Origin of the sequence: Marinitoga sp. 1155 (genome assembly GCF_001021175.1) — a bacterium.
GTDB lineage: Bacteria > Thermotogota > Thermotogae > Petrotogales > Petrotogaceae > Marinitoga.
The window spans coordinates 1-22,542 of record NZ_AZAX01000007.1 but is presented as its reverse complement, the minus strand read 5'-3'; the positions used below and the strand labels follow the sequence as shown (position 1 = coordinate 22,542).

Annotated in this window: 18 protein-coding genes and 1 pseudogene; 7 read left to right on the top strand and 12 right to left on the bottom strand. The window is 27.9% G+C overall.

All coding sequences use genetic code 11. The features are described from left to right. Positions 1-3: 3 nt before the first annotated feature. The 8 genes from X274_RS03470 to X274_RS03435 form a co-directional block, all read right to left on the bottom strand. Positions 4-966, bottom strand: coding sequence for a DNA polymerase III subunit delta (locus X274_RS03470; protein WP_047265420.1), 963 nt, complete (start codon positions 964-966; stop codon positions 4-6). Next, the gene (locus X274_RS03465) at positions 941-2,641 is read right to left on the bottom strand and encodes a penicillin-binding transpeptidase domain-containing protein (protein WP_047265419.1); all 1,701 of its coding nucleotides are present in this window, start codon (positions 2,639-2,641) and stop codon (positions 941-943) included. Before X274_RS03465 ends, X274_RS03470 begins: the two co-directional genes overlap by 26 nt. Positions 2,642-2,645: 4 nt before the next feature. Further along, positions 2,646-2,921 (bottom strand): hypothetical protein, encoded by a 276-nt coding sequence (locus tag X274_RS03460; RefSeq protein ID WP_047265418.1) that lies wholly within the window; start codon positions 2,919-2,921, stop codon positions 2,646-2,648. 14 nt (positions 2,922-2,935) lie between these two features. Beyond that, positions 2,936-3,823 carry a 16S rRNA (cytosine(1402)-N(4))-methyltransferase RsmH gene (gene rsmH / locus X274_RS03455; RefSeq protein WP_047265417.1) on the bottom strand — a complete coding sequence of 296 codons (888 nt, stop codon included), beginning with the start codon at positions 3,821-3,823 and terminating at the stop codon, positions 2,936-2,938. A gap of 127 nt (positions 3,824-3,950) precedes the next feature. Next, the gene (locus X274_RS03450) at positions 3,951-5,795 is read right to left on the bottom strand and encodes an ABC transporter ATP-binding protein (RefSeq protein ID WP_047265416.1); all 1,845 of its coding nucleotides are present in this window, start codon (positions 5,793-5,795) and stop codon (positions 3,951-3,953) included. Further along, complete coding sequence (locus tag X274_RS03445; protein ID WP_047265415.1) at positions 5,792-7,969, bottom strand: ABC transporter ATP-binding protein; 2,178 nt, start codon at positions 7,967-7,969, stop codon at positions 5,792-5,794. Before X274_RS03445 ends, X274_RS03450 begins: the two co-directional genes overlap by 4 nt. Positions 7,970-7,973: 4 nt before the next feature. Next, positions 7,974-8,399: a MarR family winged helix-turn-helix transcriptional regulator gene (locus X274_RS03440; protein ID WP_047265414.1), complete on the bottom strand. Its 426-nt coding sequence runs from the start codon at positions 8,397-8,399 to the stop codon at positions 7,974-7,976. A 96-nt stretch (positions 8,400-8,495) separates the two neighbouring features. Beyond that, positions 8,496-9,134 (bottom strand): lactate utilization protein, encoded by a 639-nt coding sequence (locus X274_RS03435; protein ID WP_156166122.1) that lies wholly within the window; start codon positions 9,132-9,134, stop codon positions 8,496-8,498. A gap of 300 nt (positions 9,135-9,434) precedes the next feature. On the opposite strand from X274_RS03435, the gene alr reads away from it, so the two are divergent. The 4 genes from alr to X274_RS03415 are packed head-to-tail and all read left to right on the top strand — an operon-like array spanning position 9,435 to position 14,709. After that, complete coding sequence (gene alr, locus X274_RS03430) at positions 9,435-10,541, top strand: alanine racemase (protein ID WP_047265412.1); 1,107 nt, start codon at positions 9,435-9,437, stop codon at positions 10,539-10,541. Position 10,542: 1 nt separating this feature from the next. After that, entirely contained in the window at positions 10,543-11,580 is a 1,038-nt protein-coding gene (locus X274_RS03425) for a 3'-5' exoribonuclease YhaM family protein (RefSeq protein ID WP_052913153.1), read from the top strand. Next, on the top strand, positions 11,580-13,823 hold the full coding sequence (topA, locus tag X274_RS03420) for a type I DNA topoisomerase (RefSeq protein WP_047265411.1): 2,244 nt from the start codon (positions 11,580-11,582) through the stop codon (positions 13,821-13,823). Before X274_RS03425 ends, topA begins: the two co-directional genes overlap by 1 nt. Then, positions 13,813-14,709, top strand: a complete 897-nt coding sequence (locus X274_RS03415; protein WP_047265410.1) for a D-alanine--D-alanine ligase — start codon at positions 13,813-13,815, stop codon at positions 14,707-14,709. Before topA ends, X274_RS03415 begins: the two co-directional genes overlap by 11 nt. Before the next feature lie 10 nt (positions 14,710-14,719). On the opposite strand, the gene X274_RS11480 is transcribed toward X274_RS03415, so the two are convergent. Continuing rightward, positions 14,720-16,189 (bottom strand): GGDEF domain-containing protein, encoded by a 1,470-nt coding sequence (locus X274_RS11480; protein ID WP_052913152.1) that lies wholly within the window; start codon positions 16,187-16,189, stop codon positions 14,720-14,722. Positions 16,190-16,284: 95 nt separating this feature from the next. Between X274_RS11480 and X274_RS03405 the strand changes: the two genes are divergently transcribed. The 3 genes from X274_RS03405 to prfB are packed head-to-tail and all read left to right on the top strand — an operon-like array spanning position 16,285 to position 21,207. Then, entirely contained in the window at positions 16,285-17,637 is a 1,353-nt protein-coding gene (locus tag X274_RS03405) for a hypothetical protein (RefSeq protein ID WP_047265409.1), read from the top strand. Between the two features lie 8 nt (positions 17,638-17,645). Further along, positions 17,646-20,096: a preprotein translocase subunit SecA gene (gene secA / locus X274_RS03400; RefSeq protein ID WP_047265408.1), complete on the top strand. Its 2,451-nt coding sequence runs from the start codon at positions 17,646-17,648 to the stop codon at positions 20,094-20,096. A gap of 4 nt (positions 20,097-20,100) precedes the next feature. Continuing rightward, positions 20,101-21,207, top strand: a complete 1,107-nt coding sequence (prfB, locus tag X274_RS03395) for a peptide chain release factor 2 (protein WP_047265407.1) — start codon at positions 20,101-20,103, stop codon at positions 21,205-21,207. Positions 21,208-21,258: 51 nt separating this feature from the next. Here the strand turns inward: prfB and X274_RS03390 are convergent, their stop codons facing one another. The 3 genes and pseudogenes from X274_RS03390 to X274_RS12140 all read right to left on the bottom strand — a co-directional run. Continuing rightward, entirely contained in the window at positions 21,259-21,564 is a 306-nt protein-coding gene (locus tag X274_RS03390; RefSeq protein ID WP_047265406.1) for a nucleotidyltransferase domain-containing protein, read from the bottom strand. Beyond that, positions 21,564-21,980 carry a nucleotidyltransferase substrate binding protein gene (locus tag X274_RS03385; RefSeq protein ID WP_047265405.1) on the bottom strand — a complete coding sequence of 139 codons (417 nt, stop codon included), beginning with the start codon at positions 21,978-21,980 and terminating at the stop codon, positions 21,564-21,566. Before X274_RS03385 ends, X274_RS03390 begins: the two co-directional genes overlap by 1 nt. 17 nt (positions 21,981-21,997) lie before the next feature. Further along, positions 21,998-22,542, bottom strand: a pseudogene (locus tag X274_RS12140) (hypothetical protein); the annotation flags it as partial.

Genomic DNA, 22,542 nt, shown 5'->3' with positions numbered 1-22,542 from the left:
TTATCACCCACAAATATAATATATTAAATCCAACAATATTAAATCGCCCTTTTCACCAGTTTTAGCCATACGATCATATTCTTCAAGTTTTATAATAATATTCATAATATCTTTTTTTTTGTAAAAAAGAGTATGATTGGCATAAAATATCTTTTCATTTTTGAATTTTACACCCAAAAATTTTTTCACGCGCATTTTTGAAACGTTTGTTAATTGAGAAACTTTTTGCACTTCTGGCCAATTAAACTTTTTCTTTAGTTCTACATTAATTATAACACGATATAGGTCAAAAAAGTATTTAAACAAATAACCTAATAAAGAAATAATATTAAAATCTGGAGAAGATAAAAAATCTTTCGCCATTTTTAATACTTCTTCTTTTCTTTTGGAAGATAACAAATATGAAAATTCTTCAAAATTAATATTTATATGTGTAGTGCCGATTTCTTTTATATCATTTAATGTTATAACTTCATCAGAATATATGGCAGCTTTCTTTAATTCTTCGAATAAATAATTGTCATCATTGCCATAGGTTTCTAAAATGTACGAAATAGCATTTTCCTCAATTTTTTTTCCAAAAAAACTAACAATATCTTTTATATATTTTCGCCATTTTTCATCTTCCCAGGGTTTTGGTAATGAACATTCTATAAATTCCTCAAAATCTGCTTTTATTTTTGTATTATTTAATATAATAAGATTTTCTATACTTTCAGAATATATGTTGTTTATAATATCTAAAATTTCTTTTTGATTTTTTTTATTAAACTTATTAAAATCTTTTATAATAACATTTTTTTTATCTCCAAACAAAGAATTAGATAAAACGTTATTTTTTATTTCATCAATAGGAGAAGGTGAATCAGGAGTAATGCTTATATTTGAAATCTCAATATTATAGAATTTTTTTAATGCCATATCTTTTTTTATCTTAGAATCACCGAATATCAGTATTTTTTTCATTTTTTTCATCTCCTAAGTATAATATTACAAAATCAATGTCTTTTATATTATAAGAAATATCAGGAATTTGTCTTACAACATAATTGCCATTTCCATATAATATCACTTTTTTTTCATTAATACCAAGAGTTTTTAAAATAAACAAAGCTTCTGTTAGTGTCATGTTTTTTAGATTTGGAAGATAATTTTCAACTATTTGGAATTTGTTTGAATATTTAAAATCTTCTAATCTATAAAAAATATTTGTTGCTACAGGGGCAGCAACTTCACCACCGTAATATTCCTTTTTAGGATCATCAATAATAGAAACAATAGTATATTTGGGTTTTGATGCAGGGAAGAATCCAACAAATAGTGAATAATATTTATCTGAATAACCTTTTCCAGATATAGCTTTTTGCGCAGTTCCTGTTTTACCGGCAATCAAAACACCAGGTTTATAAGCTTTTCTGGCAGTACCTTTAAGCATAGTATATCTTAACCAATCTTTCATTAAATTCGCAATTTCAGGAGAAAAAACCTGAAAACTTTTTGATTTATTTTTTTCTAAAAATGTTGGTTTTACATATTTTCCATTATTTGCAAAAATGTTAAATATTGAGACTAATTGTATAGGTGTAACTCCAATACCCTGACCAATTGCAATTTGATAAGGTGTAATTTTATACCAATTATCAGGTTTGGTAAAAACCCCATTAATTTCTTTGCTAAATTCTATACCTGTTTTTTTCCCAAAACCCATTTGATCAAGTTTATTATATAACCATTCATTGGAAAAATTTTCCCTTATGGTTTTCATAACTTTAACAGCTGCAACATTAGATGAATAAGCAATTGCATCCTTTACATCAATACTATTAAAAGAATGTCCTTCGACTTCGCTTATTGTAAAATTAACTCCATCTACAGGTGAAATGGATGGAGATAATGTGAATTTTTGATATGGAGAGATCAATCCTTCTTCAAGGGCAATGGAATAAATTATTGGTTTCATGGTGGATCCTGGTTCAATATATCCCATAAACGCCATATTCCACGGATAATGTGAAACCACTGCTCTGATTTTTCCAGTTTGAGTTTCCATTATTATTACAGTTCCACCTTCGGCATTTTGCTCTGTAATCATTTTTGAAAGTTCTTCATAAGCAATTTTTTGCATTTTCAGATCCAGAGATAATTGAATATTTTGTGTGCTTAACAGCCCTTTTTTATATAGATACGGTTCTATGCCATATTCAGTTTTCCCAATTTCACCAATATTTTTTCTCAAATCATATGAAGAATTGTAATTTCTTTCATAGGTTTTATATATTCTTGAATATTTTAAAATGTTGCCCGGGATATATGTCTTTAGTTCTAATATATCTTCAAATTTTCCAAGTAATATAAAAGATTTGTTAAAGTCATTTTCATTTAAAAAACGTTTCAGTTGAGGTTTTAATTTTTCTAATTTATTTCTTTTTTTTATAGTTTTTAAGTCCAGCCATACCTCATAAATAGTTCTGTCAACAGCAATAATACGACCTTCCTTATCTAGTAAGGTCGCTAATTTTTTGCTACTTTCATTTATTTTGTAATTTTCATTTAAATTATAAGGTTTTAAAAATAAAACATAGGAAATTAAAAAGATATATAGAAATACTATAATGAGTAAAGTTAAACGGCTACGTAGCACAAAATTATTCTTCCTCCATTATGATAAGGGCTTGTTTATAAAATTCTAATTCGGTGTTTACAGTTTGAATTTTCGTATGATAATCCAAAATTCTCGAATTCATGCTGGATACATTATTTTTTAAGGTTTGTATCCTATTACCAAAATTTAATGTGGCAATGATAAACCCTATCATTAATATTACTAAAAATGAAATAACAACAAATGAAACAGAAATGCTTTTTATCTGCTTTACTGTTCGTTGATTAATTGCTGGAAAAAACTTCAGGCGTTTTTCCATAGTTTAGCCCCCTTTCAAATCCGTTCGGCCACCCTAATGCGAGCACTCCTTGCTCTGGGGTTAGACTTTATTTCTTCGTCTGTTGGTAAAATAGGTTTTTTAGTCAAAAGTTTAAGTTTTTCATTGCTTCTAAAAAAATTTTTAACTATTTTATCTTCCAGTGAATGAAAAGAAATGATACAAATTCTTCCTCCAGTATTTAAAAATTCAGGGAATTTTTCAAGAGCAGTTCTAATATTATCGAATTCCCTATTAACTTCTATTCTGATGGCCTGAAAAGTTTTAGTTGCAAAATGCCTTTTTCGACGGTATCTTTCCTTTGGAGGCAACGCTTTTTTTATAACCTCAACAAGTTCAAAAGTAGTGTTAATTGGCCTCGAATTAACTATATATCTTGCTATTCTTCTTGCAAATTTAAACTCCTCGCCATATTCAAAAATAATTTTTGATAATTCTTCTTCGGGATATTCATTTATAACTGTCCATGCGGTAAAATCTGAATCGGGATCCATTCTCATATCGAGTGGTTCATTCTTCATAAATGTGAATCCGCGATTCTCCCCCTTTAATTGAAATGTTGAAACACCTAAATCCATTAAAAAACCATCTACTTTCTTTATGCCGAGTCCATGTAAAACAATATCTATGTCTTTATACGAAGCTTTGAAAAATTCTATTTTATTTGTTATTTCTTTTATTCTGTCTTCAGCTATTTCAAGAACCTCATAATCCACATCCACTGCTATTACTTTTGCCTTCCCATTTGTTTTTTCATAGATAGCTTTAATATGACCGCCTTCACCGGCTGTACAATCTACATATATACCATCGTCCTTTGTTATTAAAAACTTTAATACTTCTTCTACCATTACACTTTTATGATAATCATCATATTTTCTCATAATACACCTCATATCTTTTTTTAAAAAATTATATCATATATGCTCAAAAAAACAAAAGTTTAAATATATTAACTTATATAATTATAAAATTACCATGTCCAAAAAGTAAAACAGCTTATTTTTTCATTTAAAAATTCTCTACAACTTCAAATTGTGAATTATACATATTTGCATAAAATCCATTTTTCTTTAGTAATTCTTCATGTGTTCCCTGTTCAATTATATCCCCTTCATTCATTACAATAATTAGATCTGCTTTTTTTATTGTTGATAATCTGTGTGCAATAACAAAACTTGTTCTATTTTCCATCAATCGTTCCATAGCCTGCTGTACTTTTAATTCTGTTCTTGTATCTACAGAACTTGTAGCTTCATCTAAAATTAATATTTTTGGGTTTGCTAAAAATGCGCGGGCTATCGTAATTAATTGTTTTTCCCCCTGGGATAGATTATTCATTTCCTCATTTATAACCATGTTGTATCCGTCTGGTAATGCATGAACAAAACTATCAACATGAGCCATTTTAGCTGCTTCAATGACTTCTTCATCAGATGCATCAAGTCTACCGTATCTTATGTTTTCCATTATGGTTCCGTTAAAGAGCCATGTATCCTGCAAAACCATTCCAAAGATTTTTCTTAAATCTCTTCTTTTGAAATTTTTTATATTATGATCATCTATTAAAATCTCTCCATCATTAACATCATAAAATCTCATTAATAACTTTACCAATGTAGTTTTTCCTGCACCTGTTGGACCGACAATTGCAACAGTTTGTCCGGGATATATTATTTCAGAGAAATTCTTTATAACTATTTTATTTGGAGTGTATCCAAATTTTACATTTTTAAATTCAACTTTACCCTTAATATTGATCATTGGCGTATCCTTATCTTCAATTTCTTCTTCTTCATCTAAAAATTCAAAAACTCTTTCTGCGGCAGCAGCTGTTTGTTGAAATACATTTGAAATATTTGCAATCTGTGCAATTGGCTGTGTGAATGACCTTACATATTGTATAAATGCTTGGATATCACCAACTTCAATAATTCTCTTTGCTGCAAACCAGCCACCCATAACTGCTACGACAACATATCCAAGATTTCCAACAAAGTTCATAAGCGGCATCATAATGCTTGACAAAAATTGTGATTTCCATTCAGTCTTATATAGTTGATTATTTAAATGGATAAACTTTTCAATACTTTTTTTCTCACCATTAAATGCTTTAACAATAACATGACCGCCATACATCTCTTCAACATGTCCATTCACATGTCCTAAAAACTCCTGCCTTTTTTTAAAATATTTTTGAGAATGTTTGATAATGAACATCATTAAAAAGCCTGAAATTGGTAATATAATAATGGTTACGAGTGTCATTTGCCAGCTAATTGATAGCATCATTACTAAAACTCCAAGAACGGTTGTTAAAGACATTATTATTTGAGATAGACTTTGATTTAATGTATTACTTACAGTATCAACATCATTTGTAATTCTCGAAAGAATTTCTCCATGATTGGTTCCATCAAAATATTTTAATGGCATTTTATGTATTTTATCCATTATTTGTTTTCTTAATTTATATGTAACTTTCATTGAAATTCCGGTCATTAACCATCCCTGTATATAACCAAATAATGCACTAAAAAGATAAATTCCCAATAATATTCCCAATACTTTTCCAATATATGAAAAATCTATTCCCTGGGAATTTCCCATTATCTTTCCAACTATACCTTCGAAAATTTTTGTTGTAACCTTTCCCATGATTTTTGGGCCCACTATTGAAAAAATTGCACTGATCATTGCAAAAAAAATGGATGTTATTAAAGGTATTTTATATGGTGAAAGGTATTTTATTAATCTCTTCATTGTGCCTTTAAAATCTTTGGCTTTTTCAACAGGGCCTCTCATCATAGGACCACCTCTACCTGGTCCAGGTCTTTTTAAAGTATCTTTACTCATGCCAATTCCTCCTCGGATAACTGAGAATATGCTATTTCTCTATATACATCACAGGTTTTCATAAGTTCTTTATGTGTTCCTATACCAACGATTTCACCTTCATCGAGAACTATAATTTGATCTGCATTGATAATGGTTGAAATTCTTTGGGCTACTATTATTACTGTGCTATTTTTGGTATATGATTTTAGTTTTTTTCTAATAGATAAATCTGTTTTGAAATCAAGTGCTGAAAAACTATCATCAAAAATATATATATACGGTTTTTTAGCTAAAGCACGTGCTATTGATAATCGTTGTTTTTGACCACCAGAAAAATTCTTACCTTCTTGAGAAACTTCTTCTTTAAATCGTTTTGGTAGCTTATTAATAAACTCTAGAGACTCTGATACATCTGCAACTTTTTCCATTTCTTCATCTGTCAAATTTTCATTTCCATATTTTATGTTTGATTCAATAGTTCCACTAAATAGCGTTGTATTTTGAGGTACATAGCCTATATATTTTCTTAATTCATTCTGTGTTAATTCTCTTACATCTATTCCATCTATTAAAATCAGCCCTTTATCAACATCATAAAATCTAGGTATTAAATTTACCAATGTGGATTTTCCGGAACCAGTTGAGCCAATAATTGCGGTAGTTCTTCCTGGAAGTGCTTTAAAATTAATATTTTTTAAAGCATAATCTCCACCGGGATATTTAAAATATACATTTTTAAATTCTACGATACCTTTAATATTTTCCGTTAATGTTTTTGGATTTTTTGGATCTGTTATAGTTGGTTTTGTATTCAATACTTCTGCCACACGATTTGCTGAAACCGAAGCTCTTGGCAAAAATATAAAAATCATTGACATCATTAAAAATGAAAATATAACCTGTATTGCATATTGCATAAATGCCATCATATCTCCAACCTGTAAATTAAATTGATTAATCTGGTGAGCTCCAAACCACATTATCAATAACACGACCCCATTCATCACAAAAATCATTGACGGCATTAAAAATGCCATTAATCTTCCAACAAATAATTGTGTTTTTGTCAGATCAATGTTAATTTCATCGAATCTTTCCTTTTCTCTATTATCTGTATTAAATGCCCTGATAACCATCATACCTGTCAGATTTTCCCTCGATACAAGATTTAATTTATCCACCAATTTTTGAATCAATTTAAATTTTGGTACTGCAAGTGTAAAGATGCTTCCTATAATTCCAAGTAATATAATAACTGCTAAAGCTATTGTCCAGGATAAAGAAGGACTTTTGTCTATAGCTTTGAATATTGCTCCTATGCTCAAAATTGGAGCATAAAACATAATTCTTATTAGTATTACCATGACATTTTGTATCTGGGTTATATCATTAGTTGTTCTTGTGATTAAAGAAGCTGTTGAGAATTTATCAAATTCTTCACCTGCAAAGTATTCAACCTTTGTAAATAATTTCTCTCTTAAATCCCGTGCCAATCCTCCTGCAGTCTTTGATGCAAAAAAACCAACGGCTATAGCTGATAATGCCCCTATTAATGTTATTAAAAGCATAATAACTCCTGCTTTAAATATATAATTTTTTTGATATGTATAAAGATCAATTCCGACTTTTTCATACTCATTTTTTATTGCCATGATTAATGACTGCTTTATCATTTCGTCGCCCATTAGTTCGAATTTTTTGTATATATTATTTGAAAAATCTAATCTTTGCTGTTGTGGAACAAAAAATAATAGTTTGAATATATCCAATTTGCTTTTAGTATTTATTTTTAAACCTTCTGTTTCACCCTTTTCAATAGCATTTACAGCTAAAAAAGCTTTTTTAAATATATTTTCCAGATCCTTTTGTGGATTTTTTACTAAAATGTATACGCTTTCCTTTTTTAAAACAGGATATGTGTATTTACTATCTCCTTTTTTTATATATGTATAACTATCCAATATTTTGTTTTTTTCTTCTGTTGTCATAAATAAAAATAATTTTTTCATTTCACTGCTCCTAATAACTTTCGGAATGGTGTCTTCTACACCACTTTGTTGAATACCTATATTAACTATTTTAGACATATAATCAGGTAAAGCTAAGTTTGTAATCGCCTGAACGTATAGCAATACAATTGCTATTATCAAAAATAGTGCATATGGTTTTAAATATTTCATTATTTTCAACATGATCTCACTCTCCCTGAAAAATCTTTTTTAGTAATTTGAGCCCCTCTATAATTTTATTTATTTCTTTGTCAGAAATCTTACTCAGCTTTTCTTCTACTTTCTTTTGAATGTCAATATGACTTTTTTGGGTTGTTTTTTTAAACTTATCTGTAATTTCAATAAAAACTTTTCTTTTATCTTTTTCATCTCTTTTTCTTGTCACATATCCCTGTTTTTCTAGACGGTCAATTATTCCGGATACCGTGCTGTTTGATAATCCGAGTCTTCTACTCAAATCAGTAATTTTCATATTTCCATTTTTCATTAAAACTCCCATTAACATCCATTGTGAAGACGTTAAACCAATATCTTTAAATTGTTCAGATACGTATTTTTTTAAATCTTCTTTTAATTCTTTGATTAAAACTATAATTTCATATGATTTACTCAAAATATCACCTCATCAAAAATTATTTCGCATACGAATATTTCGTATGCGAAATAATTATAGTCTTAATATATTAAAATGTCTTTTCTATAATATTAATTATAATCCTAAATCTTCTTTTACCAGAATGATTTTAAATCTCCCGGGATGTCTTACTCCACTTTCAACTATAACCCTATGAACACAAATTCTTTGTGGAGACATACAATCATCGCATTTTCCCGTATATGTACATGGGGTATCGAAGTTCAATCTTTTTGAATTCATCGGAGAAATGTATTCTATTCTCTTATTGGCACTGTCTAAATCTGGAACTATTTTATTCATTCCTGCTATAATTATTACATATTTTGGGCCAAAAATCATTGGAGCCACTCTTGTTCCATTCCCATCTAATTGTACAATTTTTCCATCTTCTGTAATCGCATTAGCGCTGCATAAAAAGTAATCTGCTTTAAACATTTCAAAATAGATATTTTCTAATTCATCTTTTGACGCATTATATCTGTCCAGAAAATTGAATTTTCCACTTCTTAGAAATTTAAGAACATTACACTCGTTTAAAGTTAAACTTCCTCCAACAGCAACTTTAGAATTTTCTTTCATTATGGTATTTAATAATGGAACTACATCCTCTTTTTTTTCAACGAGATAAGCATCGTGTTTTTTGCGTTTTAGATTCTCTATAACCTTTTCACCTACTTTTTGATATTTCCAGTTATATAAATCTTTTCTCATAATCAACCTCCTCAAAAATGAAATTAAATATATTCCAGGATAATTATAACACTTGTTAGATATTAAATATGTAGGCATTTTCCTTGTAACTTTTTTTTAATATTTATACATTATTATTATATAGCTTTATATAAATTGTGGGATAATTAAAAAATTAATTTTTTAATCCAAAAGCTCGCAGCAGCGTGAATAATTGCTTTGCAATTATTCAGATTAATTTTTATTAATATTTATTTTCAATCCAAAAACCCGCGGCAGCGTGAATAATTGCTGTAAGTGTATAACACCGGAGGTGCAAACATGTTTGATAGAAAAACTTTTGTGGAAATAAATATTAAAAACTATATTCATAATATAGAGCTGATTAAAGAAAAAGTAAAGACATCTGTTATTCCTGTTTTAAAGGCAGATGCTTATGGACATGGCGCTGTGAAATTATCAAAAGTTGTTTATGATATGGGAATTAAATTAATTGCGGTAGCTTTTTTAGGAGAAGGAATTAAAATAAAAAAAAGCGGTATAGATATAGAAACACTTGTTTTTAATTATGTTTCACCTGAATATATAAAAGAAAATATAGAAGGGTATATTTATACAATAGGTTCTTTGAAGCAATTAAAAGAACTTATAGATTATTTTGGGAAAGAAATAAAAAATATAAAATTTCATATAAATATAAATACAGGAATGAATAGAATGGGGATAAGCGAAGAAGAAATGGAAGATATAATCACATTAATAAAGGAATATAATATAAATATTCATGGAATATATTCACACTTTGCGACAGCGGATAATCTGGACGATTTTGTTAAAGAACAATATGATAAATTTGTAAATATTGTTAGTCATATTGAAAATTCAAATATCGATATCCCTATAAAGCATATTTGTAATTCAGCAGGAGCATTATTTTTCCCAGAATACGCACTGGATTATGTAAGACCTGGAATAGCAACATATGGTCTTCAACCATCAGATATAAAAAAAGAAAAAAAATTAAAGCCTGTTTTGCAATGGAAAAGTGTTGTTGCAAGAGTGGGGATTTTAAAGAAGAATGAAAGTGTAAGTTATGGCAGAACATATTTTTCAAAACAGAATATTCCTATAGCAACTATACCTGTTGGGTATGCCGATGGATATTTTAGACAATTATCGAATAAAGGTTATGTATTGATTCAAGGAAAAAAATGTAATATAATAGGAAGAGTTTGTATGGATCAGTTTGTAGTTGAAACTACACAGATTGAAAAAGTAAAATTGGGTGAAGAGGTTGTATTAATAGGAGAGCAAGAAAAAAGTTTTCTATATGCAGAAGATCTAGCAAGATTAGCTGGAACAATAAATTATGATATAACGTCAAAAATAACTAAAAGGGTTCCACGCATTTATATAGAGGAGGAATAATATGAAAAATGGTGGTATGAATCTTGGAGATTTATTAAGAGAAAAAGGCCAATTATCTGATGATTTAATAAATGATATATATATATCGGATTTAAAACCAAATGAAACTTATGAGATAGAAGGTAAAGTTTTAAGCAAAAGACTACAAACAACTAAAGATGGAAAAGAATTTCTGCTTTTTACAATAACTGATAAAACCGGGAGACTAAGAGCTATTGATTGGTTTAATGCAAGAGAAAATTCGGAAAAAATTAATATAGGTAATATTATAAGAATAAAAGGTAAAATAGTAGTTTTTGAAAATAGGCTTCAGCTAAATCTGGAGAAAAATTATAGTATATATATTTTAAAAGATTCTGAAATAAATTCGGAGAAATTCATAAAAACTTCTACTCAAAATGTGCAACATTTAAAGGATGAATTGATTAATTTTATAAATAATATAAAAAATATTCATATAAAAGAATTATTATCTTATATCTTTATTAAAGATAAGAATTTTGAAAAGGATTTTTCATACGCGCCTGCAGCAGTTAATGTTCATCATGCATATAAGCATGGATTATTAGAACATACTATAGATGTTGCTAAACTCTGTAATTCAATAGCAGAAAATTACAAAAATATTGTAAATAAAGACATACTTATAGCAGGAGCACTATTGCATGATATAGGAAAAACAAGAGAATATAAGATTACCCCAACAGGAATTGAAAAAACAGATGAAGGTGAATTAATAGGACATATAGCAATAGGGATTAATATGGTTTCTGAATATGCAAAGAAAATAAATAAATTTCCAAAGAAAATGCTTGATGAGATTCTTCATATGATAGCATCTCATCATGGAGAATTGGAATGGGGTAGTCCAATTGTTCCAAAAACACTGGAAGCATTTATTTTGCATTTTGCAGATAATTTAAGTTCAAAAATTGAGCAGGTTAGAAGTCATATTGAGGAGTCTAATAATGAACATTGGACTGAATATCATAAAAACCTGGGAAGAAAAATTAAAATTACGAATATGGAGGAAAAATAATGCCAAAAAAGATAAAAAATGTTGTTATAGTTGAATCTCCTGCGAAAGCAAAAACCATAGAAAAATATCTTGGATCCGATTATAAGGTTGTAGCTTCAAAAGGACATATAAGAGATCTTCCACAAAAGAAATTTGGAGTTGATATAGAAAAAGATTTCGAACCAGAATTTGAATTGATGCCAGGTAAGGAAAAGGTTGTAGCAGAGTTGAAAAAAGTAACAAAAGGGAAAAAAGTGTATCTTGCACCGGATATGGATAGAGAAGGTGAAGCTATAGCCTGGCATTTAAGTTATTTATTGGGATTAGATGAAGATGAAGAAAATAGAATAGTTTTTTCTGAGATTACAAAAGATACTATATTGGAAGCAATAAAATCTCCAAAAAAGATAGATGATAAAAAGGTCGGTGCACAATTGGCCAGAAGGATACTTGATAGAATAGTTGGGTATAAAATAAGTCCTATATTATGGAGGATTTTGAAAGATTATAACACAAGTGCTGGAAGGGTTCAATCTGCTGCACTAAAAATTCTGGTTGATAGAGAAAGGGCAATATTTAAATTTAAACCAAAAGAGTTTTATAAAATTTTTTTGAAATATATGGATCAGGATATACCATTAGTGAAGATAAATGGGAAAAAATATAAAAAAGAAAGTATTAATGAGAAGAAAAAATATGAAATATTAAAAGACCTAAAAGAAACAAACTTTTATATAGAAAAGGTTGAAGAAAAAGAAGCAAAAAGAAATCCTCCGCAACCATTTATAACCAGTACGTTACAACAAAGTGCTATATCAAAATTTGGATGGTCTTCGAAAAAAACCATGCAAATAGCTCAGAAGTTATATGAAGGTATAGAAACTGCTGATGGACCACTTGCATTTATTACATACATGCGTACAGATTCAACTAGAATATCGGAAGAAGCACAAAAAAAAGCTTTTAATTATTTAAACGAGAATTATGGCAAAGAATATACGGGGCATTTTAAGGTGAAAAAATCAAAGAAAAAGATTCAAGATGCACATGAAGCGATAAGACCAACAGATGTTTATATAGATCCTGCAAAAGCGAAAAAGTTAATTTCCGGTGATAATTTAAAATTATATACACTAATATGGAATAGGTTTATAGCTTCGCAATCAGCTCAATCGGTATATACAGAAAAGATATATACTATTATGGATGCATCGAAAAAATATACTTTTGAAGTTATAGGAAGGAAAAGAAAATTCGATGGATTTGAAAAATTCTGGTCTTCTTCTACAGGTGAAAAAGAATACGAATTACCTAAAAGCGGAGAATTAAAAAATATAGAATTGAAAACAGAAAAAGATGAAACAAAACCCCCATCAAGGTATACAGAGGCATCTTTAGTGAAAGAAATGGAATCAAAAGGAATAGGAAGACCTTCAACTTATGCTACTATAATAACGACACTGTTAAATAGAAAATATGTAGTAAAGGAAAAAAGTAATTTGATACCCACGCTTGTTGGGTTTATAGTTTCAGATTTGCTTGAAAAAAATTTTCCTGATATTGTTGATGTTAAATTCACAGCACATATGGAAGAAAAATTAGATAAAATTGAAATTGGAGAAACAAACTGGAAAAGTATTTTAAGCGAATTTTATAAGGATTTTGAAAAATTTTTAAATACAACAGAACAGAAAATGAAAGAAAAATCTCTAGATTTTTATTATAAATCCAATATAAAATGTTCTAAGTGTAATGTGGAAATGGAACTTCAATTTGGAAGATATGGTTTATTTTTAAAATGTCCAGAATGTGGTGAAAATAAAGGCCTTCCTAAAGGTGTATTGGGCGTAACTATTGATAATAATGTATATTTATCCGAGGATAATATTCTTCCTGAAAAAGGAAAAGAAGAAAAAACGGGTGATAAATGTCCTGAATGTGGTGGAGACCTGATAATAAAAAGTGGACGTTTTGGTAAATTTATAGCCTGCTCAAATTATCCAGATTGTAAATATACAGCTCCATTGCCCGCCAGGGGCAAATGTCCAAAATGTGGTAGTAAAGTTCATAAATTAAAGAGTAAAAAGGGGAAAATATATTTCAAATGTTCTGAATGTGGTGAAATGTTCTGGGACGAACCTTCAGATTATAGATGTCCTTCATGTAATGGCCATTTGTTTTATAAGAAAAAAAACAAAGAGGAAATGTTATATTGTCCTGATGAAAAGAAATTTTTTAAAGAGAGTGAGTTGAATGAATTATAATATAGGATTAATATATGGCGGTAATTCAAATGAAAGAGAAATTTCAATATTAAGCGCTAAAAATGTTGAAAAAGCGTTAAAAAATCTGGGATATATGGTATCAAAATATGATTTAAAATATGATTTTGATAAATTTTTAAGAGAATATAAATACATAGATCTTGTATTTAATGTGGTTCATGGTTATGAAGGCGAAGATGGAACATTGCAAAAGATATTAGAGGAATTAAAGGTTAAATTTATAGGTTCCAATTCAAAAGTTTCTGAAAATACATTTGATAAATTATCTTTTATGCGATTTATTGAGAAGGATTTTTCTGTTCCGGCTTATATATCAACGAAGAAATTTATTAAACCGCCTTTTGATTTTCCTTTGATTATAAAACCAAGAAGAAGCGGATCCAGCTTGGGCATACATGTTTGTCACAATTATAAAGAATATAAAAAATTTCTTGAACATGAATTACAGGAATATAAAGAAATGTTGATTCAGGAATTTATAAAAGGAAAAGAAATATCTGTTAGTATAATAGAAAAAAATAAAGAAGTTATAGTATTACCAATACTTGAAATAAAGCCAAAAAAAGAATTTTACGATTATGAGGCTAAATATACAGAAGGTATGACCGAATTTGAAATTCCTGCAAAAATACCATTTGAATTGGAAAAAAAAATAAAAAAAGATTTTCAAAAAATATTCAGGTTAATGAAATTAAAGGATTTTGCAAGGATTGATGCAATAGTGAAAGGTGAAAATTATTATATTCTTGAAGTAAATACTATACCTGGTCTTACAAAATTAAGTGATTTGCCTCAATCAGCATATTCATATGGAATGTCTTTCGAAGAGCTTATAGAGATACTTATAAAAAATAAAATCAAGTAGCTCTTTTGAGCTACTTGATTTTAATTTGACCTTTTGAAGTTCTTTTTACATTATATAATAATTTGTCAGCAATTTTAATGCATTTATAAATTTTTTGACTATTTTTACATACAATTCCTCCACTGGAAAAAGAAGCTCCTGTTTTTTCTCTAAATTCGATATTTATTCTTCTGATAATTCTAAAAAGATTTATTTCATCAATATCATCTAAAATTAATAGAAATTCATCCCCTCCAAATCTGAAAGCTTTGTCTTTGCTTCTTATATTTTTAAAAATTATTTCTGATAATGTTTTAATGATTTCATCACCTTTATCATGTCCATGTGTATCATTTATTTCTTTAAAAAAATCTATATCTATAATTACAATACCAATCTTAGATTTTCCTGATAGAGTTAAAGATTCTATAAATTTGTCCAAACTCCTCCTGTTATAAAATCCGGTTAAAAAATCTTGTTGTGCTTCAAATTTTAAAGTGTCAATAAATAATTTATTTTCCCATAATATAGTAGTTTGTTTGGAAAAATAATCCAAAATATATAATTGTTCATTTGAAATTGGTTTGTGATTAAATCTGTTATCAACCAATATAAAACCAAAATCTTTATTTTCACTCTTTAAAGAACAAATGGCGCATTCTCCTATTATATCTAATTCTTTTACTAATTTTTTTGGAAGCGCCGATGCAGGTATAGTTGTTGCAGTATCATAATCTAAAAATTCTTTAAATAATTTATATTTAAATATAGTATATTTACTTAATTTAAAATTTTTAATTCTTTTTTCCAATGAAGAAAAATATGCTTTTTGTTTAAAATTTTTTATTATATCTTTAAAGCTATAATTGTTTTTCTCCAGTTGTTCCCAAATTAGGTGAGCTTCTTTTTCATCAGCGCTTCCAAGTGCTCTTAAAACCACATAAGTATCGTCTTTTTTTTGAAATAAAATAGCTCTATTAAAATTACCACCAAAATTCATTGTGATAACAGTTAAATATATATAAATTAATTTATTGATATCGGTGTCTTTTTTGGTAGCTTCTTCTAAGAATTCTTTTGAGTTTAACATTATATAAGATAATGCACTGCTTTTTAATAAAATATGTATAATTTCAAGTGATATGAACTGCGAAGCATTTAGGATAATATAGTGAAGGATATCGCTCTCTGTTTTGATTAATAAATCATTATTAAAAATTATATTTTTGTCTTTGTAGCTGAAACAAACCTTTTGATTTTTAGGGCTGTGTGTTATGAATATGTTTCTTAAATTTAGCATTTTAAATTTTCCTGATAAATTGATTATTTTATATATGTTTTCTGGTACAAATGCTGGGTTTTCCGATATATATATATCAATATCTATTAAATCTATAAATTTGCTTAAATTTTCTATTAAAAAGAAAAAACCTATGTCAAATTTTGAATTCATAATATGCTTTTTATATTTTTTTAATTTTTCCATAGTTGTATTATCCATATTATCACCTTAATTGTAAAAATATTTTTAATAAAAAAATATTTTAAAAAACTTTTTCTGATATAATTTATTATATCAGAAAATGAGGTGATTTAATGAAAAAAATATTGTTAATATTTTTCCTGTTGATTCAGATATTAATTTATTCTTATAAGATACTGGATAATTTTGATTTATACATATATTTTAATAATCCTAAAGCATTTTATTATAAATTATTCAACAATATATCATTTTTTAGATATTTATATTCAAAAGAAGGAGCTGGTCAGGAATCACTGTATGATTATTTATCAAAAAATCTGGGTAATGATGAAAAGGGAGATATAAATCAATTGATTTCTTCTAATTTTCTCATAATTTCAAAGAAATCATACAATATTGAAGATTTTTTCTGGATAAATCCTGTTCAGGATATAATAAAATTTCTTAAAAAGTTTAATGGTTATATAATAACTGATTACAATAATCGGGAAAAGTTAATTAATTTGATAAAAAATCTTTTTAGTTATGAGGTAGAATATATTAAACAGACAGGTGAATATTTAATAAAAGAGCTCAATTTAAAAGTCTATTTTATAGGGGGACATACTATATTTTATAATGATTATATATCTTTAGAGAAGATATTTGAGTTGTTGGATGATTTTAATTTAATAAAATCGAACATAAAAGATAATATTTATATATCATTTAAAAATCAGAAGTTTAATTATTTAGTTGAACCATTCCAGAAATTATATATGTCAAAATATTCTGATAATATTTCTGGAAATGTAAAAATAAATTATTATAATAAAGAAATTATTTTTGATGTAGAGAGTTCATTAAAAATAATAAGCGTATCAAGATTTGATAAAAATTATAAAATTTTTGGAGATTCATTAATTTACCTGAATTTAAATGCGATATCGGAGGTTTATAATATTACTTCAAAGATATTTTCGCCTATAGACGAATATTCTCGTAACTCATTAATGTATATTTTAAAATCGATCAAATATGAGGGGAATATATATTTGAGTGAATATTTTTCCAGAAAAGGTGATGGTATTTCTGTAATTATTCCTGGAGAAGTGTTTCTTGACAAAATAGAAGATAAAATGAAAAAATGGGGAATAGAAAGAAAAACTCTTGGGAACTATTTTTATTATTCTATTTATTATAAAAATATTGGTTCTGCTGTATATTTATATGTAAACAAAAATAGTATGATAATATCTTCAATAGCTCCGTCTTTGATGAAATATTTAATAGTTAGTTCAAAAAAGTTTTCAAATTTAAGAATTTTCGATTCAAATGATATTCCGGACAATATTTTGTATATATGGTATTCAAATATAAATGCGTTTTTTGAAGAATTTATAGGAAATTCTGTGCCGGGGGAATTTATAATAATTAATGCATCAGATAATAATAGATTTATAGAAAAAATAATATTAAGGTAGGTGTTTATATGAGTATATTAGCAAAGATTTTCGATAAAAACAAAAGGGTTTTGAATAAATATAAAAAGATTGTAGAAAAAATCAATTTATTGGAAGATACCCTGGAAAAACTAACGGATGAAGAATTAAAAAATAAAACAGATGAATTTAAAGAAAGATTGAAAAATGGAGAAACTGTTGATGATTTATTGGTAGAAGCCTTTGCTGTAGTAAGAGAAACATCTAAAAGAGTTTTAAAAATGAGGCATTTTGATGTTCAATTAATGGGAGGTATTGCATTACACGAAGGTAATATAGCAGAAATGAAAACAGGTGAAGGTAAAACATTGGTTGCGACATTACCGGTATATTTAAATGCGTTGAGTGGAAAAGGTGTACATCTTGCAACACATAATGATTATCTGGCAAAAAGGGATGCACAATGGATGGGACCAGTATATAAATTTTTAGGTTTAAGTGTCGGGTTTATTCAAGCTGGAATGGAAAACGAAGATAGAAAAAAAGCATATCAATGCGATGTTACTTATGGAACAGCAAATGAATTTGGATTTGATTATTTAAGAGATAACCTTGTATATGATTTAAAAGATAAGGTTCAAAGAGGTCATCATTATGTAATAGTTGATGAAGCAGATAGTATATTAATAGACGAAGCAAGAACACCATTGATAATATCCGGACCATCAGATACTCCATCACATCTTTATACTAAATTTGCATCAATAGCAAGAAAATTAAGAAAAGATGAAGATTTTACGCTGGATGAAAAAAGTAAGGCTGTAATTTTAACTGATGATGGTATAGCAAGATTGGAAAAGATGCTTGGAATAGAAAATTTATATGATCCTAAAAATATACATTTCTTATTTCATACATTAAATGCATTAAAAGCCTTACACTATTTTAAAAGAGATAAAGATTATATTATTCAAAATGGCGAGATTATAATAGTTGATGAATTTACTGGAAGATTGATGCAGGGAAGAAGATATTCTGAAGGATTGCATCAGGCAATTGAAGCCAAAGAAGGAGTTAAAGTCAAAGAAGAATCATTAACATATGCAACGATAACATTTCAAAATTATTTTAGAATGTATGAGAAATTAGCTGGTATGACAGGTACTGCAAAAACTGAAGAAGATGAATTCAAACAAATTTACAATTGTGAGGTTGTTGTAATACCAACAAATAAGCCGGTAATAAGAAAAGATAAAAATGATTTAATATATAAAACACAAAAGGAAAAGTGGAATGCTGTAGTAAAAGAAATAAGGGATAGGCATAAAAAAGGGCAACCAATGCTGGTTGGTACAACTTCTATAGAAACAAGTGAATTGTTGAGTCATATGTTAAAAAAAGAAGGAATTCCTCATAATGTATTAAATGCAAAATATCATGAAAAAGAAGCTGAAATTATTGCTCAAGCAGGACAAAAAGGTATGATAACAATAGCCACAAATATGGCAGGTAGAGGAACTGATATTAAATTAGGTGAAGGTGTTGTAGAATTAGGTGGATTATATGTATTAGGGACTGAAAGACATGAAAGTAGGAGAATTGACAATCAGTTGATAGGTCGTTCTGGAAGGCAGGGAGATCCAGGCGAATCAAGATTTTTCCTTTCTTTTGAGGATGATTTATTAAGATTATTTGGTGGCGATAAATTAAAAAATATAATGAATACTTTAAAAATTGAAGATGGACAACCTATTGAACATTCGTTGCTGAGTAAAATAATAAGAGATGCGCAGAAAAGAGTAGAAGGAATACATTTTTCTATAAGAAAAAGACTTTTTGAACTCGATTCTATTATGGATTATCAAAGATCATCAATATATTCTCATAGGGATTGGATATTAGGACAGGAAGATTATGATGAACATTTAAAGGAAATATTTGAGGATGTTGTCGATAGACTTGTTGAATCTTCCATAAATGAAGAGGAATTTGTGGATAAAGAAGAATTAATGAAAAAATTGCAGATGTTTGGTGTAGTTGAAAAGGTAGAATATGACAGTATTGAAGAATGTAAGGATAAGGTATTTAAAATATTATGGGATAAATATCGTTCAAAAAAGAATGATTTTGGAGATGAGTTCCAGAGAATAGCTAAATTTATAATGCTCAGAATAATTGATGAAAGATGGAGGAAACATCTTGAAGCAACAGAGCATTTAAAAGAGGCCGTTAGTTTAAGAGCCTATGGGCAAAAAGATCCGGCAATGGAATTTAAAAAGGAATCATATATTCTATTTGAAGAATTAATAAGTAATATATATGATGACACTGTTTCTTACTTGTTAAGAATAATAAAAGTGGATACATCAAAAGAAGAGGAGGAAACAAAAAAGAAGATACATCAATTGAATTTTGTTCATAATGATACAAGTGTAATAAATAGAGCAGAAAAAAGAAAAGAGAAAAAGAAAACTCATAAGAGAATTAGAATAAAGAGGTGAAAAAATGCTTGATTATGAAGTTAAGGTAAAAATTGATGAATTACATGAGAAATTTAAAAATCTTCAGAATCTTTTTGATATAAATAAAACAAATTCGAGAATAAATGAGTTGGAAAAAAATATGACAGATCCGGATTTCTGGAATGATCAAAGACGTGCAGAAAAAATATCGAGAGAATTACAACACTTAAAGAATGAAAGAGAAGAATTTGAAAATCTCCAATCTTTATTTGAAGATCTTCAGGTTGCTATAGAATTTAGTGAGGAAGACCCTTCAATGGATGAACAGGCTCTTGAAATACTTAAAGAAATAGAAACAAAGGTAAAAAGTTTTGAACTGGCAATGTTATTATCTGGAAAATATGACTCAAATAATGTATTTTTAACGATTCATCCAGGAGCAGGAGGGACAGAATCACATGATTGGGCAGATATGTTACTTAGAATGTATACAAGATGGGCAGAAAAGAATTCATATAAAATAGAGATAATAGATTATTTGCCTGGTGATGAAGCCGGAATAAAAAGTGTTACAATAAAGATAAATGGATCCTTTGTTTATGGAAAATTAAAATACGAATCAGGAGTTCATAGATTAGTTAGAGTTTCTCCTTTTGATGCTGCAAATAGGAGACACACTTCCTTTGCATCCGTTTCAGTAACTCCAGAATTAGATGAAGATATTGATATAGAAATAAGACCAGATGATTTAAAAATAGATACCTATAGAGCTGGAGGTGCAGGAGGACAACATGTTAATAAAACAGACTCTGCTGTTAGAATAACTCATTTACCTACAGGTATTGTGGTTGCCTGTCAAAATGAGCGATCTCAACATCAGAATAAAGCAACAGCCTTGCAAATTTTAAAAGCCAGACTTTTTGAACTTGAAATGAAAAAGAAAATGGAAGAAAAATTAAAGTTAATGGGTGATATGAAGGATATATCATGGGGAAATCAAATAAGATCTTATGTGTTGTATCCTTATAAAATGGTTAAGGATCATAGAACAAATTACGAAACATCAAACGCTGATGCTGTATTAGATGGAGAACTAGATGGATTTATAGAAGCAGAACTTCTGTATTTTGCGAAATTAAATAAAGAATAATTATAAAATATGGCCGTGGTTCATGGCCATATTTTACTTATGAAAATTTAATCAATCTCTTTTGTATAAAATTTTACCAACTCTATCTATATGCTCTTTTAGTTCTTTGCTATCAATTTTATTATAAATTATTAAATCTATTACATATGGGATTTCAAGTTTATCAATTTCAACCTGAATTGAGATAATATCATTTATGTTTAGATCTTCTCCATATAGTGCTATATCTATATCCGAACCATTTTTAAAATTTTCCTTTGCTCTTGAGCCAAATAAAACAACCTTTTTTATTTTTTTGTTGTTAGAAAATATTTTAATAAGATCTTTCCAGAGCTTTTCTTTTATTCCAAATTTCATTAATCCTCATTCCTTTTTAAACTTTCTAATTTTTGAATTAATTTTTTAAATTCATCATAATAAAGATTAATAATTAAATCAACTATTTCATCTGCTGTACTTTCGTCATAAGTATGGCTCGTCAAATTTCTACTTAATATCATTTTCATCCATATATCTCCATTAATTATAATCCCATTTTTAAAAGCTTCTCTTATCGCATCTCTTGAACCATATATATTAAAGTTTCCTTTATTCTCAAAAAAATCTTTCAATGTTTTCCAGGCTAATTCATGTGTATATTCAAAACTTTGAATTAATCCTTGCTTTTCCAATATAGAAAGCTCTCTTTCTTTTGAAAGCTTAACTGCATTACTTAATTGATTAAAAACTTTTTTAAAATTTTTAAATCTTTGAATCCATCTAATGTCTTTCATTATTTTCACCTATATACTTAAAATCTATATTCCGCCCCAATATTAAAGTTATAATAAAATTCATCCTTATTTGATGGTTTAAACATTTTCATATCATAATTGTCATTAGTATCCACAAGTTCTAACTTGTTTTTTGTATATCTCAAATTCATACCATTAAATATTTTTAATCCATAAAAAGGATAATCAACTTTTAAATTAAAATCATATTTATGCTCTAATATTTTATCATCTAAAAATTTTGTTCCCTGACCTCCTTCTGTCCATGTTGCATATTCTCCCCATGGATTTGCCGGTGATTTACTTCCAGAAATGACATATTCAAAACTTCCATTTATATTCATATTTTGAATTTTATTTTCATATGTCGCCATAAACGCTATATTGTTTTCACCATTATAATATCCTATATAATTCTCTTCATTAGGTATTGTTTTCCCATTAATATTAACATCAGGATAATATGTATATCCATAATATTTATTTGTTCCATTTCCAGACGGTTGAAAGGTATATTTGGTAGATCCTGCACTGTATAATCCAAATGCACCATACTTCGTTT

Bases quoted from the DNA above. Each gene is read 5' to 3' on its own strand.
- X274_RS03390 (WP_047265406.1), bottom strand. From the start codon at position 21,564: ATGAAATTTGGAATAAAAGAAAAGCTCTGGAAAGATCTTATTAAAATA.
- X274_RS03445 (WP_047265415.1), bottom strand. From the start codon at position 7,969: ATGTTGAAAATAATGAAATATTTAAAACCATATGCACTATTTTTGATA.
- X274_RS03460 (WP_047265418.1), bottom strand. From the start codon at position 2,921: ATGGAAAAACGCCTGAAGTTTTTTCCAGCAATTAATCAACGAACAGTA.
- X274_RS11480 (WP_052913152.1), bottom strand. From the start codon at position 16,189: ATGGATAATACAACTATGGAAAAATTAAAAAAATATAAAAAGCATATT.
- X274_RS03470 (WP_047265420.1), bottom strand. From the start codon at position 966: ATGAAAAAAATACTGATATTCGGTGATTCTAAGATAAAAAAAGATATG.
- X274_RS03415 (WP_047265410.1), top strand. From the start codon at position 13,813: ATGAATTATAATATAGGATTAATATATGGCGGTAATTCAAATGAAAGA.
- X274_RS03405 (WP_047265409.1), top strand. From the start codon at position 16,285: ATGAAAAAAATATTGTTAATATTTTTCCTGTTGATTCAGATATTAATT.
- rsmH (WP_047265417.1), bottom strand. From the start codon at position 3,823: ATGAGAAAATATGATGATTATCATAAAAGTGTAATGGTAGAAGAAGTA.
- topA (WP_047265411.1), top strand. From the start codon at position 11,580: ATGCCAAAAAAGATAAAAAATGTTGTTATAGTTGAATCTCCTGCGAAA.
- X274_RS03435 (WP_156166122.1), bottom strand. From the start codon at position 9,134: ATGAGAAAAGATTTATATAACTGGAAATATCAAAAAGTAGGTGAAAAG.
- alr (WP_047265412.1), top strand. From the start codon at position 9,435: ATGTTTGATAGAAAAACTTTTGTGGAAATAAATATTAAAAACTATATT.
- prfB (WP_047265407.1), top strand. From the start codon at position 20,101: ATGCTTGATTATGAAGTTAAGGTAAAAATTGATGAATTACATGAGAAA.
- X274_RS03425 (WP_052913153.1), top strand. From the start codon at position 10,543: ATGAAAAATGGTGGTATGAATCTTGGAGATTTATTAAGAGAAAAAGGC.
- X274_RS03385 (WP_047265405.1), bottom strand. From the start codon at position 21,980: ATGAAAGACATTAGATGGATTCAAAGATTTAAAAATTTTAAAAAAGTT.
- X274_RS03450 (WP_047265416.1), bottom strand. From the start codon at position 5,795: ATGAGTAAAGATACTTTAAAAAGACCTGGACCAGGTAGAGGTGGTCCT.
- secA (WP_047265408.1), top strand. From the start codon at position 17,646: ATGAGTATATTAGCAAAGATTTTCGATAAAAACAAAAGGGTTTTGAAT.